This is a genomic window from Massilia haematophila (assembly GCF_042647645.1).
GTDB lineage: Bacteria > Pseudomonadota > Gammaproteobacteria > Burkholderiales > Burkholderiaceae_D > Telluria > Telluria haematophila.
The window spans coordinates 5,145,565-5,159,211 of record NZ_JBHRVV010000001.1; the positions used below are offsets into that span (position 1 = coordinate 5,145,565).

The 13,647-nt window shown below is 66.5% G+C and carries 14 protein-coding genes; 6 read left to right on the forward strand and 8 right to left on the reverse strand.

The annotated features are described in order from the left end of the window. Positions 1 to 106: 106 nt before the first annotated feature. Complete coding sequence (locus ACFOPH_RS22870) at positions 107 to 1,150, reverse strand: type IV pilus twitching motility protein PilT (RefSeq protein ID WP_379737404.1); 1,044 nt, start codon at positions 1,148 to 1,150, stop codon at positions 107 to 109. Between the two features lie 80 nt (positions 1,151 to 1,230). Here ACFOPH_RS22870 and ACFOPH_RS22875 point away from each other — a divergent pair, with 80 nt between their 5' ends. Together ACFOPH_RS22875 and proC are read left to right on the forward strand one after the other, a co-directional pair. Beyond that, positions 1,231 to 1,944, forward strand: coding sequence for a YggS family pyridoxal phosphate-dependent enzyme (locus ACFOPH_RS22875; RefSeq protein ID WP_379737406.1), 714 nt, complete (start codon positions 1,231 to 1,233; stop codon positions 1,942 to 1,944). Next, positions 1,941 to 2,756, forward strand: coding sequence for a pyrroline-5-carboxylate reductase (gene proC, locus ACFOPH_RS22880; RefSeq protein ID WP_379737408.1), 816 nt, complete (start codon positions 1,941 to 1,943; stop codon positions 2,754 to 2,756). The genes ACFOPH_RS22875 and proC overlap by 4 nt, the downstream gene beginning before the upstream one ends. A 128-nt stretch (positions 2,757 to 2,884) precedes the next feature. Here proC and ACFOPH_RS22885 read toward each other — a convergent pair whose 3' ends face one another. From ACFOPH_RS22885 to ACFOPH_RS22905, 5 genes are all read right to left on the reverse strand, one after another. Next, positions 2,885 to 3,238 (reverse strand): YqjK family protein, encoded by a 354-nt coding sequence (locus ACFOPH_RS22885; protein ID WP_312548356.1) that lies wholly within the window; start codon positions 3,236 to 3,238, stop codon positions 2,885 to 2,887. Continuing rightward, on the reverse strand, positions 3,228 to 3,602 hold the full coding sequence (locus ACFOPH_RS22890) for a phage holin family protein (protein WP_312548357.1): 375 nt from the start codon (positions 3,600 to 3,602) through the stop codon (positions 3,228 to 3,230). The genes ACFOPH_RS22885 and ACFOPH_RS22890 overlap by 11 nt, the downstream gene beginning before the upstream one ends. Then, on the reverse strand, positions 3,602 to 3,916 hold the full coding sequence (locus ACFOPH_RS22895) for a DUF883 family protein (RefSeq protein ID WP_312548358.1): 315 nt from the start codon (positions 3,914 to 3,916) through the stop codon (positions 3,602 to 3,604). Before ACFOPH_RS22895 ends, ACFOPH_RS22890 begins: the two co-directional genes overlap by 1 nt. Positions 3,917 to 3,989: 73 nt before the next feature. Beyond that, the gene (gene ubiA, locus ACFOPH_RS22900) at positions 3,990 to 4,844 is read right to left on the reverse strand and encodes a 4-hydroxybenzoate octaprenyltransferase (protein ID WP_379737411.1); all 855 of its coding nucleotides are present in this window, start codon (positions 4,842 to 4,844) and stop codon (positions 3,990 to 3,992) included. A gap of 312 nt (positions 4,845 to 5,156) precedes the next feature. Continuing rightward, complete coding sequence (locus ACFOPH_RS22905) at positions 5,157 to 6,098, reverse strand: hydrogen peroxide-inducible genes activator (protein WP_312548361.1); 942 nt, start codon at positions 6,096 to 6,098, stop codon at positions 5,157 to 5,159. Between the two features lie 175 nt (positions 6,099 to 6,273). Between ACFOPH_RS22905 and ACFOPH_RS22910 the strand changes: the two genes are divergently transcribed. The 4 genes from ACFOPH_RS22910 (at position 6,274) to ACFOPH_RS22925 (ending at position 10,282) form a co-directional block, all read left to right on the forward strand. Next, on the forward strand, positions 6,274 to 7,464 hold the full coding sequence (locus ACFOPH_RS22910; RefSeq protein WP_379737413.1) for a PilT/PilU family type 4a pilus ATPase: 1,191 nt from the start codon (positions 6,274 to 6,276) through the stop codon (positions 7,462 to 7,464). Between the two features lie 20 nt (positions 7,465 to 7,484). After that, entirely contained in the window at positions 7,485 to 7,961 is a 477-nt protein-coding gene (rfaE2, locus tag ACFOPH_RS22915) for a D-glycero-beta-D-manno-heptose 1-phosphate adenylyltransferase (RefSeq protein ID WP_379737415.1), read from the forward strand. A 278-nt stretch (positions 7,962 to 8,239) separates the two neighbouring features. Then, a complete protein-coding gene (locus tag ACFOPH_RS22920; RefSeq protein ID WP_379737417.1) occupies positions 8,240 to 9,484 on the forward strand; it encodes a DUF819 family protein in 1,245 nt (414 codons plus the stop codon). 33 nt (positions 9,485 to 9,517) lie between these two features. Next, on the forward strand, positions 9,518 to 10,282 hold the full coding sequence (locus ACFOPH_RS22925; protein WP_312548369.1) for an alpha/beta hydrolase: 765 nt from the start codon (positions 9,518 to 9,520) through the stop codon (positions 10,280 to 10,282). A gap of 6 nt (positions 10,283 to 10,288) precedes the next feature. Here the strand turns inward: ACFOPH_RS22925 and ACFOPH_RS22930 are convergent, their stop codons facing one another. Both ACFOPH_RS22930 and ACFOPH_RS22935 read right to left on the reverse strand, forming a co-directional pair. Next, entirely contained in the window at positions 10,289 to 12,394 is a 2,106-nt protein-coding gene (locus ACFOPH_RS22930) for a hybrid sensor histidine kinase/response regulator (RefSeq protein ID WP_312548370.1), read from the reverse strand. A 1-nt stretch (position 12,395) separates the two neighbouring features. Beyond that, positions 12,396 to 13,607 (reverse strand): ABC transporter substrate-binding protein, encoded by a 1,212-nt coding sequence (locus tag ACFOPH_RS22935; RefSeq protein ID WP_312548371.1) that lies wholly within the window; start codon positions 13,605 to 13,607, stop codon positions 12,396 to 12,398. Positions 13,608 to 13,647 lie beyond the last annotated feature (40 nt).

A 13,647-nucleotide genomic window follows, 5' to 3' on the forward strand; every position in this document is an offset into this window, starting at 1 on the left:
TAGGAGAGTCTCACAAAGCCCCCAGGGCAAGGCGCGGTCGTCGAAGACAGTACGTGAGTACGGCGAGACGACTGCAACGCAGCCATAGGGGATTTTTGAGGCTCTCTTAGCCTGGGAAGTTTTCTGGGATTTTTGCGGCTGCACGGGCCGCGGAACTGGAAATCACGTTGCGGCGCACCAGGTCGGTCAGGTTCTGGTCCAGGGTCTGCATGCCGACGTTGCTGCCGGTCTGGATCGCCGAATACATCTGCGCAATCTTCGCTTCGCGGATCAGGTTGCGGATCGCCGGGGTGCCGAGCATGATCTCGTGCGCCGCCACGCGGCCCGAGCCGTCCTTGGTCTTCAACAGGGTCTGGGAAATCACGGCCTGCAGCGACTCCGACAGCATCGCGCGCACCATCTCCTTCTCCTCGGCAGGGAACACGTCGACGATACGGTCGATGGTCTTCGCGGCCGACGAGGTGTGCAGGGTGCCGAACACCAGGTGGCCGGTTTCGGCGGCCGACAGCGCCAGGCGGATGGTCTCCAGGTCGCGCAGTTCGCCGACCAGGATCGCGTCCGGGTCTTCGCGCAGGGCCGAGCGCAGCGCGTTGTTGAAGGACAGGGTGTGCGGGCCGACTTCGCGCTGGTTGATCAGGCATTTTTTTGAGTCGTGCACGAATTCGATCGGGTCCTCGATGGTCAGGATGTGGCCGTACTCGTTTTCGTTCAGGTGGTTCACCATCGCGGCGAGGGTGGTCGACTTGCCCGAACCGGTGGGGCCGGTGACCAGCACCAGGCCGCGCGGCTTCAATGCCAGTTCGCCGAAGATGCGCGGGGCGTTGAGCTCTTCCAGGGTCAGGATCTTCGAGGGAATCGTGCGCAGCACGGCCGACGCGCCGCGCTCCTGGTTGAAGGCGTTGACCCGGAAGCGCGCCAGGCCGGGAATCGCGAACGAGAAGTCGCACTCGAGCACTTCTTCGTACTGCTTGCGCTGGCCGTCGTTCATGATGTCATAGATCATGGCGTGCACGTCCTTGTGCTCGAGCGGCGGCAGGTTGATGCGGCGCACGTCGCCATGGACGCGGATCATCGGCGGCAGGCCGGCCGAGAGGTGGAGGTCGGAGGCCTTGTTCTTGACCGAGAAGGCGAGTAATTCGGAGATGTCCATTTATAATCCCTGTGCCGTGAAGGGCGCGGCTTCGGCCAGCGCTCTCGCATCGACTCGAATATTGCCCATAGAAAATAATTATGTCCACAATCGCCGACAACTTGCAAGCTGTTGAAGCGACAATCGCCGCCGCCGTCCAGCAGGCCGGCAGGGCGCGTTCGATGGTCCAGTTGTTGGCCGTGTCCAAGACCTTCCCTGCGGAAGCGGTGCTGGAAGCCATCGCCGCCGGCCAGCGCGCCTTTGGCGAAAACTACCTGCAGGAAGGCGTCGAAAAAATCGCGGCCGTGGCGCGCGCGCAACCCGACGCTGCCGTCGAATGGCATTTCATCGGCCCGATCCAGAGCAACAAGACGCGGCCGATCGCGACCAACTTCGCCTGGGTGCACACGGTGGAGCGCCTGAAGATCGCGCAGCGCCTGTCGGAACAGCGTCCGCCGGAGCTGGGCCCGCTGAACATCTGCCTGCAGGTGAACATCAGCGGCGAGGCGACCAAGAGCGGCGCCACGCCCAATGAACTGCCCGAACTGGCGCGCGCGGTGGCGCAGCTGCCAAACCTGCGCCTGCGCGGCCTGATGGCGATCCCCGAGCCGCAGGCCGATCCGGCGCTGCAGCGCGCGGCCTTTGCGCAGCTGCGTCAACTCGGCGAAGCCCTGCGCGCGGACGGGATCCTGGTCGACACCCTGTCGATGGGCATGTCGGGCGACATGACGGCGGCGATTCTCGAGGGCGCGACCATCGTGCGCGTCGGCAGCGCCATCTTCGGCACACGCAACTATCACAAGGATTCGGAATGAAGATCGCTTTCATCGGCGGCGGAAACATGGCCACGGCGCTGATCGCCGGGCTGGCGAAAGAACTGGGCGCGGACCTGCAGGTGCACGTGGTCGACCCGAACGCCGAGGCGCTGGCCAGGCTGGCATCGCAGTACGGTGCCACCACGGCGCACGCCATCGACGCGGCCGTGGCAAGCTGCGAGGTCGTGGTGCTGGCCGTGAAGCCGCAGCAGATGCGCGACGTGGCGGCCGCGCTGGCGCCCCAGCTCGGCGCCGGGCCGCTGGTGCTGTCGATCGCCGCCGGCATCCGCAGCGCCGACCTGGCGCGCTGGCTGGGCGGCTACCGTTCAATCGTGCGCACCATGCCGAACACGCCGGCCCTGATCGGCATGGGCATCACCGGCATGGTGGCGACGAACGGCGTGAGCGAGGCCCAGCGCGCCGCGGCCGACAGCGTGATGCGCGCGGTCGGCAAGACGGTTTGGCTCGACAACGAACACCTGATCGATCCGGTGACGGCGGTCTCGGGCAGCGGGCCGGCCTACGTGTTCTACTTCCTGGAAGCGATGCAGGCGGCAGCCGTGGAAATGGGCTTGAGCGCGGAGCAGGGCAAGGCATTGGCGCTGGCCACCTTCGCCGGCGCGGCGGAACTGGCGGCGCAGTCGCCCGAGCCGCTCGAGGTGCTGCGCCAGCGCGTGACCTCGAAGGGCGGCACGACCTATGCGGCGATCACCAGCATGGAAGCGAGCGGGGTGAAGGCCGCGATCATGGAAGCGATGAAGGCGGCGGCGGCGCGTGGGCGCGAATTGGGCGAGGAGTTGGGGAAGGATTGATTGGCATCGGGTACGGGACGGTGGGTTCGAGAACCCACCCTACGAACCGTAGCCATTCACCGTAGGGTGGGTTCTCGAACCCACCGGTATGAACAGGAGCCCGGCGCGCGAACGCGTGCCAAGGCCGCTTACTGATACCGCCCGCTAATGCGCTCGCGCAGGATCGGCAACACCCGCTGCACCACCGGCATCAGGCTCGGCAAAACAGTCGGCAGTACGTTCTGCGCCATCTTCCACACCGAGACCCCGCCAGCGGCCAGCGCCAGCGTGCGCTTCGGCCGTGCGATCAGGAGTCCCAGCGCGACACCGGCGCCGGCAAGAAACGTCTTGCGGTGCTCCAGCAGGAAGGCGCCAACGCCGCCGATGTGCTCGACCGGCGCTTTCAACAGGTTGAGCTGGTCCGCCATGTCCCCGCGCTGCTGCGCGCACTGCGCAACGAGGTGTTCGCGGCGTACCGCCAGCGGCGTCTTTTCACTGTTCATTGGGAGCTCCCTTGATGAAGGCAAGGTCCTTGTCCAGTTCCGCCAGCGTCGCCGCCATCATGCGCGGCCCCGCGGCGAAGCGTGCGCGCACCTGCAGCAGGATGGCGCCGGCGGCCAGCGCGAACACGCCGGCCATGGCGCCGATCGCCAGCAGGCGGTGCGTGTCCCAGAACAGGACGATGACGAACAGGGCGATCAGCATCAGCGCGCCGGCGCCGAGGAAGGCGGCGAGCAGGGTCCAGGCCGCGTAGCCGAGGACCCGCTGCGCTTCCTCCTGCGCCTCGACGGCCGCCAGCTCCAGGCGCGTGCGCGCCATGGCGACCAGCGTCGTCGCTATCCGGCCGGCCGTCTCGGCGAGGGCCATTATTTACGGGCGATCAGCATGCCGATCACGACGCCGACAGCGGCGCCCAGGCCGACGGCCTTCCATGGGTTTTCCTTGACGTATTCGTCGGTGACACGGGCGGCAACCTTGGTCTTCTCGACGACTTCCAGGTTCACCAGGCCTTCCTTGGCCGCGCCCAGGGTGCGCTCGAACTTTTCCTTGGCCGCCTTCAGCTCGTCGCCGGTCAGCTGGCTGCCGTGGCGCAGCCAGGCTTCCGCGTCATGGATCACGGTCTTCAGGTCTGCCATCAGTTGGTCGCGGGCGCCGGTCTGGGTCGGGATTTTTTCCATCATTGTCGTACCTCGTTATGTGGAGTGGTTGGCCGCTGCCTTGTAAGCAGCAAGGGGTTGTGTATTTCGGACAATATTATCCTAATGCATAGTCTAACGCGACACCAGCGAAGAGGGCCGCACCCAACCAATTGTTGTGGCGGAAGGCGGCAAAGCAGCGCATGCGGTCGCGGTCGCGGATCAGGGTGTAGTGGTACAGCGCCATGCCGGCCGCCACCACCACGCCGCCGACGAACCACCAGCGCAGGCCGAGCAGCCAGCCGCAGACCAGGTCGATCGCCAGCGCCACGCCGTAGCACAGCATGACGGCCGCGACGTCGAAGCGGCCGAAGGTAATCGCCGAGGTGCGCATGCCGAGTTTGATGTCGTCGTCGCGGTCGACCATCGCGTATTCGGTGTCGTAGGCGACGGCCCAGAAGACGTTCGCCACCAGCAGCCACCAGGCCACCGCCGGCACCTGCCCCTGGATCGCGGCAAAGGCCATCGGGATGCCGAAGCCGAAGGCGATGCCGAGGTAGGCCTGGGGGATCGCGAAGAAGCGCTTGAAATAGGGATAGGTGCCTGCCACGACCAGCGCCACCACCGACAGCTGCTTGGTGAGCGTGTTGAGCGGCAGGATCAGCAGGAAGGAAATCAGGGCCAGCACGGCGGCCACCATCACCGCTTCCCAGGCCTTGATGCGGCCGCTGGTCACCGGACGGTCGACGGTGCGCTTGACGTGGCGGTCGAAATCGCGGTCGGCGTAGTCGTTGATGGCGCAGCCTGCCGAGCGCATCAGCGCGGTGCCGAGGACGAAGATCAGGACCACGTGCCAGTCGGGCGTGCCCCCGGCCGCCATCCACAGCGCCCACAGCGTGGGCCAGAGCAGGAGAAGAATGCCGATCGGCTTGTCAGCGCGGACCAGGCGGAAGTAGAGCGCCAGCTTGTTCATGAAATCGCGGTCTTGTCTTGCAAGAATATTGTGGACAAGACAGCGATTTTACTGTGTTTGGATCAGCGTCGCGGTGCTGGCTGTCAGCTAACGCGTGCCGGAGGGCGTAGGGTGGGCACCTGTGCCCACGCGGTGCTACGCTTGCATGTCGAGCCCGCAGATAGGAATGCGCAGCCTGCAAGTGGGCATTTGCGAAGCATGCCGCATTGTTGTTGAAGTCGCGTATGTTCCAAAGGTGAGACCGCGTGGGCACAAGTGCCCACCCTACGCGCTTCGATTCGCACCGCAATTAATCGGCGTCAACGGTTCCGATCAGGCCGCCGCTTCCAGCGCCATCCGCTCCACGCCCGGCAGGTCGCACTCCGTCACGGCATTGACGATCGCGTCAATCGCCGCCTTGCGGGTAAAGCTCTTGCGCCAGACGATGACCACGCGGCGCGACGGCGCGGGGTGCGAGAAGGGCACGAAGGTAAGCAGGCCGTTCGGGTCTTCCATGTCGCGCACCGAGGCGCGCGGCAGCACGGTCAGGCCAATGCCGCTGGCGACCATGTGGCGGATGGTCTCCAGCGAGGAACCCTCGAAGGTGCGCTGCATGCCGTTGCCGGGCGAGGAGAAACGCGCCATTTCCGGGCACACTTCCAATACCTGGTCGCGGAAGCAGTGGCCGCTGCCGAGCAGCAGCATGGTCTCGGCCTTCAGGTCGTCGGCCGCGATTTCCTTGCGCTTGGCCCAGGGATGGGTCTTCGGCATGGCGACCACGAAAGGCTCGTCGTACAAGGTCTGCATCTGCATGCCGTGGTCGGGCAGGGGCAGGGCCATGATGGCGGCGTCGAGCTCGCCCTGGCGCAGCAGCTCCAGCAGCTTGACCGTGAAGTTTTCCTGCAACACCAGCGGCATCTGCGGCACGTTGTCGATCAGGTTCTTGACCAGCGGCGGCAGCAGGTAGGGGCCGATGGTGTAGATCACGCCCAGGCGCAGCGGGCCGGCCAGCGGGTCCTTGTTCTGCTTGGCCAGCTCCTTGATCGCCGCGGTCTGTTCGAGCACGCGCTCGGCCTGGGCCACGATCTGGGCCCCGACCGGCGTCACCGAGACTTCCGAACCGCCGCGTTCGAACAGCGTCACGCCCAGCTCGTCCTCGAGCTTCTTGATGGCGACGGACAGCGTCGGCTGCGCGACGAAGCAGGACTCGGCGGCATGGCCGAAGTGTTTGGCGCGCGCGACGGCGACGATGTATTTGAGCTCGGTGAGTGTCATGGGCGTAAGGTCGTCGAATTGCAGGTGTGCAATGATTATCCTGCCGTAGCTGGGCCTGATAGGCCAAAAAAATAGTATTTTACAGTTAATCTTAGTCGATATAATTGCCCGACGGGCGGATATCGCCCCTAGCGTACTTATGAGATGTAAATACGCGACGATCAGAAAGGCAAGCATGTCCAGTTCCTTCGGCCCCGCCGATGCCCAGGCCTACATCCACAAGCTGCTCACGGTGATGCACCAGCAGGGTGGTTCCGACCTCTTCATTTCCGCAGATTTTTCGCCCAGCATGAAACACCAGGGCGCGATGAAGCCGATGAGCCAGCAGCGTCTCACCGGCGAAGTCACGCGGGCCCTGGCCCTGTCGCTGATGAACGAGCGCCAGCGTCTTGAGTTCGAGGCCGAGATGGAGTGCAATTTCGCGATCTCGCTGCCGAACGTCTGCCGCTTCCGCGTCAACGTCTTCGTGCAGCAGCAGAGCGTGGGCATGGTCGTGCGCACCATCGCCTCGGAGATCCCGACGTTCGAGAAGCTCGACCTGCCGGAGGTGCTGAAGGAGGTCGTGATGACCAAGCGCGGCCTGGTGCTGGTCGTCGGCGGCACGGGGTCGGGCAAGTCGACCACGCTGGCGGCGATGATCGACTACCGCAACAGCCATTCGGCCGGCCACATCATCACGGTCGAGGACCCGGTCGAGTACGTCCACAAGAACAAGAACTGCCTGGTGACGCACCGCGAAGTGGGCGTCGACACCCTGTCCTGGCACAACGCGCTGAAGAACACGCTGCGCCAGGCGCCGGACGTGATCCTGATCGGCGAGATCCGCGACACCGAAACCATGGAACATGCGATCGCCTTTGCCGAAACCGGCCACCTCTGCCTCGGCACGCTGCACGCGAACAACGCCAACCAGACCATGGACCGCATCATCAACTTCTTCCCGGAAGAGCGCCGGCCGCAGCTGCTGATGGACCTGTCGGCCAACCTGCGCGCCATCGTCTCGCAGCGCCTGGTGCGCACGGAAGATGGAAAAGGCCGCAAGGCCGCCATCGAGATCCTGCTGAACACCCCGACCATCAGCGAGATGATCCTGAAGGGGAACTTCCACAGCATCAAGGAGATCATGCAGAAGTCGCGCGAGCTCGGCATGTGCACCTTCGACCAGGCGCTGTACGAGCTGTATAACAAAGGCTACATCGGCTACGACGAAGCGATCCGCAACGCCGATTCCGCCAACGGCCTGCGCCTGCAGATCAAGCTCTCGGGCGACCGCCGCGAACCCGCCGAGGGCGGGGGCGCCACGTCTCCGTCGCTGTCGATGGCGCTGGAAGAAGACGAACCGCAAGACCCCGCAACACCTGTTTAACGCCGTACAAGCCTAACCTCATGCCGAATTTCGAAACCAAGATCTGCTCGCGCGCCGAGCTCCAGGCGCGCGTGGCCGCGCTGCCCAAACCCGTCGTCCTCACCAACGGCGTCTTCGACATCCTGCACCGCGGGCACGTCACCTACCTCGCGCAGGCGCGCGCGCTGGGCGCCTCGCTGGTGGTGGCCGCGAACACCGACGCGTCCGTCAAACGCCTGGGCAAGGGCGACGACCGTCCCCTGAACAGCCTGGCCGACCGCATGGCGGTGCTGGCGGCGCTGGAATCGGTCAGCCTGGTGGTGGAATTCGACGAGGACACGGCGCTCGACGTCGTGCTCGAAGCACGGCCCGACATCTACGCCAAGGGCGGCGACTACGACATGACGGCAATCCCGGAAGGGCAGGCCGTGCTGGCCTATGGCGGCCAGGTGGCGGCGATCGATTTCGAGCATGACCGGTCGACGACCAAGTTACTCAAGAAAGTGCGGGCCAGCTAAAGGCTTGGCGCCGTTTACTGCTGAGTTATAATCCGGCAAGGGTGATCATGCCGCCGGCATGACAGGATGCGCGATGGTCGGGCCGCCACGCGGGTTCGCGCGCGTCCATCATGCACAGCATTCGTCCACCCTGTTCCTTGCAGCGTCCCGGCTGCACATCACGCTCCTCCCGTCCTCCCGCTGTTCCCGGCCCATGCCGGCACAGGCCGCGTTCGTTCGCCATGCGATCGACGCCACGGCCGGGCGGACGGCCGACCTGATCCTTTGACGATATACCCATGCAAACTGCAGCTCCACTCGTGACAAACGACGCCGTCGTGCTCGGCCTCCTGGCGGCAACCCTCGGCCTGGTATTCTGGACTTCATCGCGGCCCAGCGGCTTCTGGAAGCGTTTCTATACCTATGTGCCGGCGCTCCTGCTGTGCTACCTGATTCCGGCCATCCTCAATACCTTGGGCGTGATCGACGGCAGCCTGTCGAAGCTGTACCCGGTGGCGCGCGACTACCTGCTGCCCAGCGCGCTGGTGCTGCTGTGCATTGCCATCGACTTCGGCGCCATCGTGCGCCTGGGGCCGAAGGCGATCGTCATGTTCCTGACCGGCACCGTCGGCATCATGCTCGGTGCGGTGGCGTCGTTCGAGATCATGCGCTTGATTCACCCCGAAACGGTGGCCGGCGAGACCTGGCGCGGCATGACCACGGTGACCGGCGCCTGGATCGGCGGCGGCGCCAATCAGGCGGCGATGAAGGAAGTGTTCGAGGTCGACGCCACCCTGTTCGGCCAGTTCGTCGCCGTCGACGTGCTGGTGGCCAACGTCTGGATGGCGGTGCTGCTGTTCCTGGCCAGCCGCGCCCAGGCCTTCGACCGCTGGACCGGGGCCGACCTGAGCGCCATCAACGCGCTCAAGGCGCGCATCGAGACCTACCAGGCCGAGCACGCGCGGACCATGAGCCTGACCGACCTGATGATCATCCTGGCGGTCGGCATCGGCGTCACCGGCCTGTCGCATGCGCTAACAAGCCCGACCGTCGGCTGGATCGCCAGCCTGCCCCAGGAATGGCGGCTGCAGGACTACAGCCTGACCTCGGGTTTCTTCTGGATCGTGGTGTTCGCCACCACCTTCGGCCTGCTGCTCAGCTTCACCCGGGCGCGCAGCCTGGAAGGGGCGGGCGCCTCGACCATCGGCTCGGCCATGCTCTACGTCTTGGTGGCGACCATCGGCATGCAGATGGACCTGAATGCGCTGCTCGACCGGCCCTGGCTGTTCCTGCTCGGCCTGATCTGGATCAGCGTGCACGGCGGCTTGCTGCTGCTCATGGCAAAATTGATCCGCGCGCCGCTGTTCTTCATGGCGGTCGGGTCCCAGGCCAACGTCGGCGGCGCGGCCTCGGCCCCGGTGGTCGCGAGTGCTTTCCACCCGGCGCTGGCGCCGGTCGGCGTGCTGCTGGCGGTGCTCGGCTACGCGCTTGGTACCTATGGCGCCTACCTGACCGGACTGATGTTGCGCGCGCTGGCGACGTAAGAGGAGCGCCGGCGTCCGCGAGCGAGGAGACGCATGCCGAGAACGCTGGCCTTTGCCGTGCTGTTTTGCCTGGGCGCCTACGCGGCGGCCTGCCTGGCGCTGTTCCTCGCCCAGCGCTCCTTCATCTATTACCCGCCGGCGGTGCCGATGTTCCCGGCGTCGACAACCTCGACGCTGGAGGTGCCCGGCGCCGTGCTGCGGGTCTCCGAACGGCCGCTCCCCGGGGAAAAAGCCGTCATCTACCTGGGCGGGAATGCCGAGGATGTGTCGGCCAGCCTGCCCATGCTGAACGTGGCCTTCCCCGACCGCGCACTCTACCTGTTGCACTATCGCGGCTACCTGGGCAGTTCGGGCAAGCCGAGCGAAGCCGCGCTGGTGGCCGATGCGCTGGCGCTGTTCGACCGCGTCGCCGCCGGGCACAGGCACATCGTGGTGATCGGGCGCAGCCTGGGCAGCGGCGTCGCGGTGCAGATGGCGAGCCAGCGGCCGGTGGAAAAGCTGGTACTGGTCACGCCTTTCGACAGCCTGCAGGCACTGGCCGCGCGACAATTTCCCTACTTCCCGGTGCGCTGGCTACTGAGAGACAAGTACGAATCCTGGCGCCATGCGCCGCAGGTGAGGTCGCCGACCCTGTTGCTCGTGGCCGAGCGCGACGAGATCGTCCCGATGGAGAGCAGCGAACGGTTGCTGGCGCGCTTCCCGGCCGGTGTAGCCACGATGAAGCTGATCGGCGGGGCGGGGCACAACACGATTGCGGAGTCGGCGGCCTATATTACGGCGCTGCAGTGGGCGAGGTGAAAGACGTCACGCCGCCGTGTGCACGTTCGGCGCCGCCGTGACGCGTGCAATGGTGTCGAGCAGCGCATCGGCCGGCACCGGCTTGACCAGGTGGGCGGCGAAACCGGCTTCGCGCGACATCCGGCGGTCCTGTTCCTGGCCGTAGCCGCTGACGGCGACCAGGGCGCTGGCGCCGCAGCAGGGCAGGCGCTTGAGGGCGCCGGCCAGCACGTGCCCGCTCATGTCGGGCAAGCCGATATCGAGCAGGATGACCTCGAACCGGTCGTGTTCGGAGCGCGCCAGCGCCGCCTGCGCCGAATGCTCGATCGTCACCGCGTGTCCGGCGCTCTCGAGCAGCAGGCCGAGGGTGCGCGCCGCGTCGACGTTGTCGTCGACCACCAGGATGCGCCTGGAGCGGGTATCGGTGGGAGAGTCCGAGGCTGCCGGCGCCGTGCCCGCGGCTTGCTGCGCAGGCAATAATGGCAGGCGCACGGTGAAGCTGCTGCCGTGGCCGAGCCCCGCGCTGTGCGCCTCGACGCTGCCGTGGTGCAGCTCGACCAGCTTTTTGACCAGGGCCAGGCCCAGCCCCAGGCCGCCCTGGGCGCGGTCCGGCGTGCGCTGCGCCTGGGTGAACAGGTCGAACACGACCGGCAGCAAATCGGCGCCGATGCCGATGCCGTTGTCGCGCACCTGCAGCACCGCCACGTCGTCGTGCCGCTGCAGGGAGACATGCAATTCGCCGCCATCGGGCGTGTACTTCGCCGCGTTGTTGAGCAGGTTGGCCGCCACTTGCACCAGGCGGGTGCGGTCGCCGCACACCGTCATCGGCTGCGCCGCGATGTCCAGCGCCAGGCGGTGCTTCCTGGCGTCGATCACGGGCTTGATCTGCTCCACCGCTTCGCGCAGCACGGCGCCCAGTTCGACGCTGCCCTGGTTGATCGTGACCAGCCCGCGCGTGACGCGCGAGACGTCGAGCAGGTCGTCGACCAGGTGCGTCATGTGCGCCACCTGGCGGCCGATCACGCCGCTGATCTCCTTGATGCGGGGCACGTCGGCAAACAGCACGCGCAGCAGCTGGGCGGCGCTGCTGATCGGCGCCAACGGATTGCGCAGCTCATGGGCGAGCATGGCCAGGAATTCGTCCTTGCGCTGGTGCTCGCGTTCCAGGCGTTCCTGCTGCCGGTGCAGGCCGTCGAGCATGCGGTTGATGGCGCGCGCCAGGGTGATCGTTTCGCTGCTGCCCGCCAGTTCCGCGCGCAGTTCGCCGATCCCTTCCTCGCCGAGCTTGCCGGCGAACTGCTCCAGCTTGCGCAGGTCCTGGGTCAGGCCGAGCGACAGGCGCGAGCCGAGCAGGAACACCAGGAGCGCCAGCAGCGCCGCGACGCCGCCGATCAGGCTGTATTGCGGCCAGGGCGTTTCCAGCTCGTCGCGGAAGGCGGCGGGGTCGGTTTCCAGGGTCAGGCCGAGATGGGCGAACTCGCCCGGCGCCCGCACCGGCACCGCGAGGCTGGCGCTCCCGTCCTGGGTCCGGCCCTGGCCGTTCCAGGCCAGGATGGTCGAGGGCGCGGGACGCAGGTCGCGCAGCCCGATCTTGTACACCAGGGCGCCTTCCGGCGTATTCGTGCGCGAATAGCGCAGCAGGCGCACGCCGACCAGTTCGGGGCCCTGGGGGCGGTCGAAGATCGCCGTCGTCTCCACGCCCTGGTCGATGCGCGCGCGCAGCCAGTCGAGCTGGCCGGCGTCGAAACGTTCCAGGCCGTTGCCCGAGATCGGCTTGCCTTCGAAATCGGTGAACAAGACCTGGACCGGAATGCCGTTGATCTGGCGCAGGCTGTTCAGGAAAGGTTCCAGATAGGTTTCCCGCCCCGCGCTGTCGACCAGGCCGGTTGCCAGGATGGGACTGTCGGCCACGTCCTTGATGCGCGAGGACAGAGTGGCGAGGGAATTGCTGACCGTCCTCGCGTTGAACGCGGTTTCGCTCTGGCGCAGCAGCGCCACCGCGGAGGCATGCTGGCGGTTGACCAGCCAGAGCGAGGCGGCGGCCACCAGCAGGACCGCCACGGCAGTCAGGATGGCGGAAGCGATCGCAAAGCGCCGCGTCAGGCTGCCCGACTGGAGTGGCGGCGACACCATGTCAGTCGGCGCTCGGCACCAGCACGCCGTCCTTGCGGTAGCGGGCGATCAGGAGTTCGCGCGCGCTCAGCGCCTCGTGGCGCGTGGGCGTGAACGGCGGCGCGTAGGTCTTGATCAGGCCGCGATATTCGCGCACCTTTTCCAGCGCGTCGCGCACCGCTTTCCGGTCGGTGCTGCCGGCCAGGTCGATGGCCTTGGCCAGGATGTGCATCAGGTCGTAGGCGTGGGCCACGCCTACCGGCCCCTCGATGTCCTCGATCCTGCGGATCGGCGACACCGCGGCGGCGGCGGCCATGAAGCGCGCCAGCCGTTGCTTGTCGGCCTGGAAGAAGGAAAAAGTCTGGATCACGGAAAAGTCGACCTGGTGCAGGGCCGGTCCCGCCTGCCGGGTGAACTCGCCGCCCGTCACGCCCCAATGGCTCAGGATCGGCAGCCGCTCGGCCTGCGGCAAGGCGGCCACCTCGCGCACCAGGACGGCGGCTTCGTCGTCGTTGGCGACCAGCACGATCGCCTGGGCGCCGGCATTGCGCAAGGCCTGGTACCTGGCCACCAGGGTCTGGTCGCGCCAGTTGTACCAGGCGGTCTGCACGATGCGGATGTCCTTGTTGGTCGCGGTAAACTTCTCGGCCGCGGCCAGGTTGCTGCGGCCCCAGGAGGTATTCGTCAGCAGCAGCCCGACACGGTGCAGGCCGCGCTTGCGCGCGGTGTCGAGCAGCTTGGGCATGGCCAGGCTGTCGCGCAGCGACAGGCGATAGACGTAATTCGGGTGCATGCCGTTGTCGACGATCATGTCTGCCGAGGACCACGTCGCCAGGAACAGCGTCTTCGTTGCTTTCAGGGTCGGCAGCTGCTCGATGATCACCGGGCTGAACCTGCCGCCGAACACGGCCACCAGGTCCGGCATGCGCGCGAATTCCTCGAGATTGCGGATGCCGCGGGCCGGCATCGAACGGTGGTCCTTCGTGACCAGCTCAACCGGCCGGCCGCCCAGCACGCCGCCGGCGCGGTTGATCTCGCCGATGGCGCTGCGCAGGCCCAGTTCCACCGCCTGGGCCGAGGTGCTGTTGTCCAGGCCGAACTCGGCATCGAGCCCGACCCGCACCGGCGCAGGTGCCGGTCCCGCGGCGCAGGCAGCCTGCGATGCGAACAGCATGATACTGGTCACCAGGCCAGCGAAGGCCTTGTTCAGACGGGAAGCGATCGGGGTCGGCATGACGATCCTGGGAAATGCGGTCCGATATTGTAATCGGTAA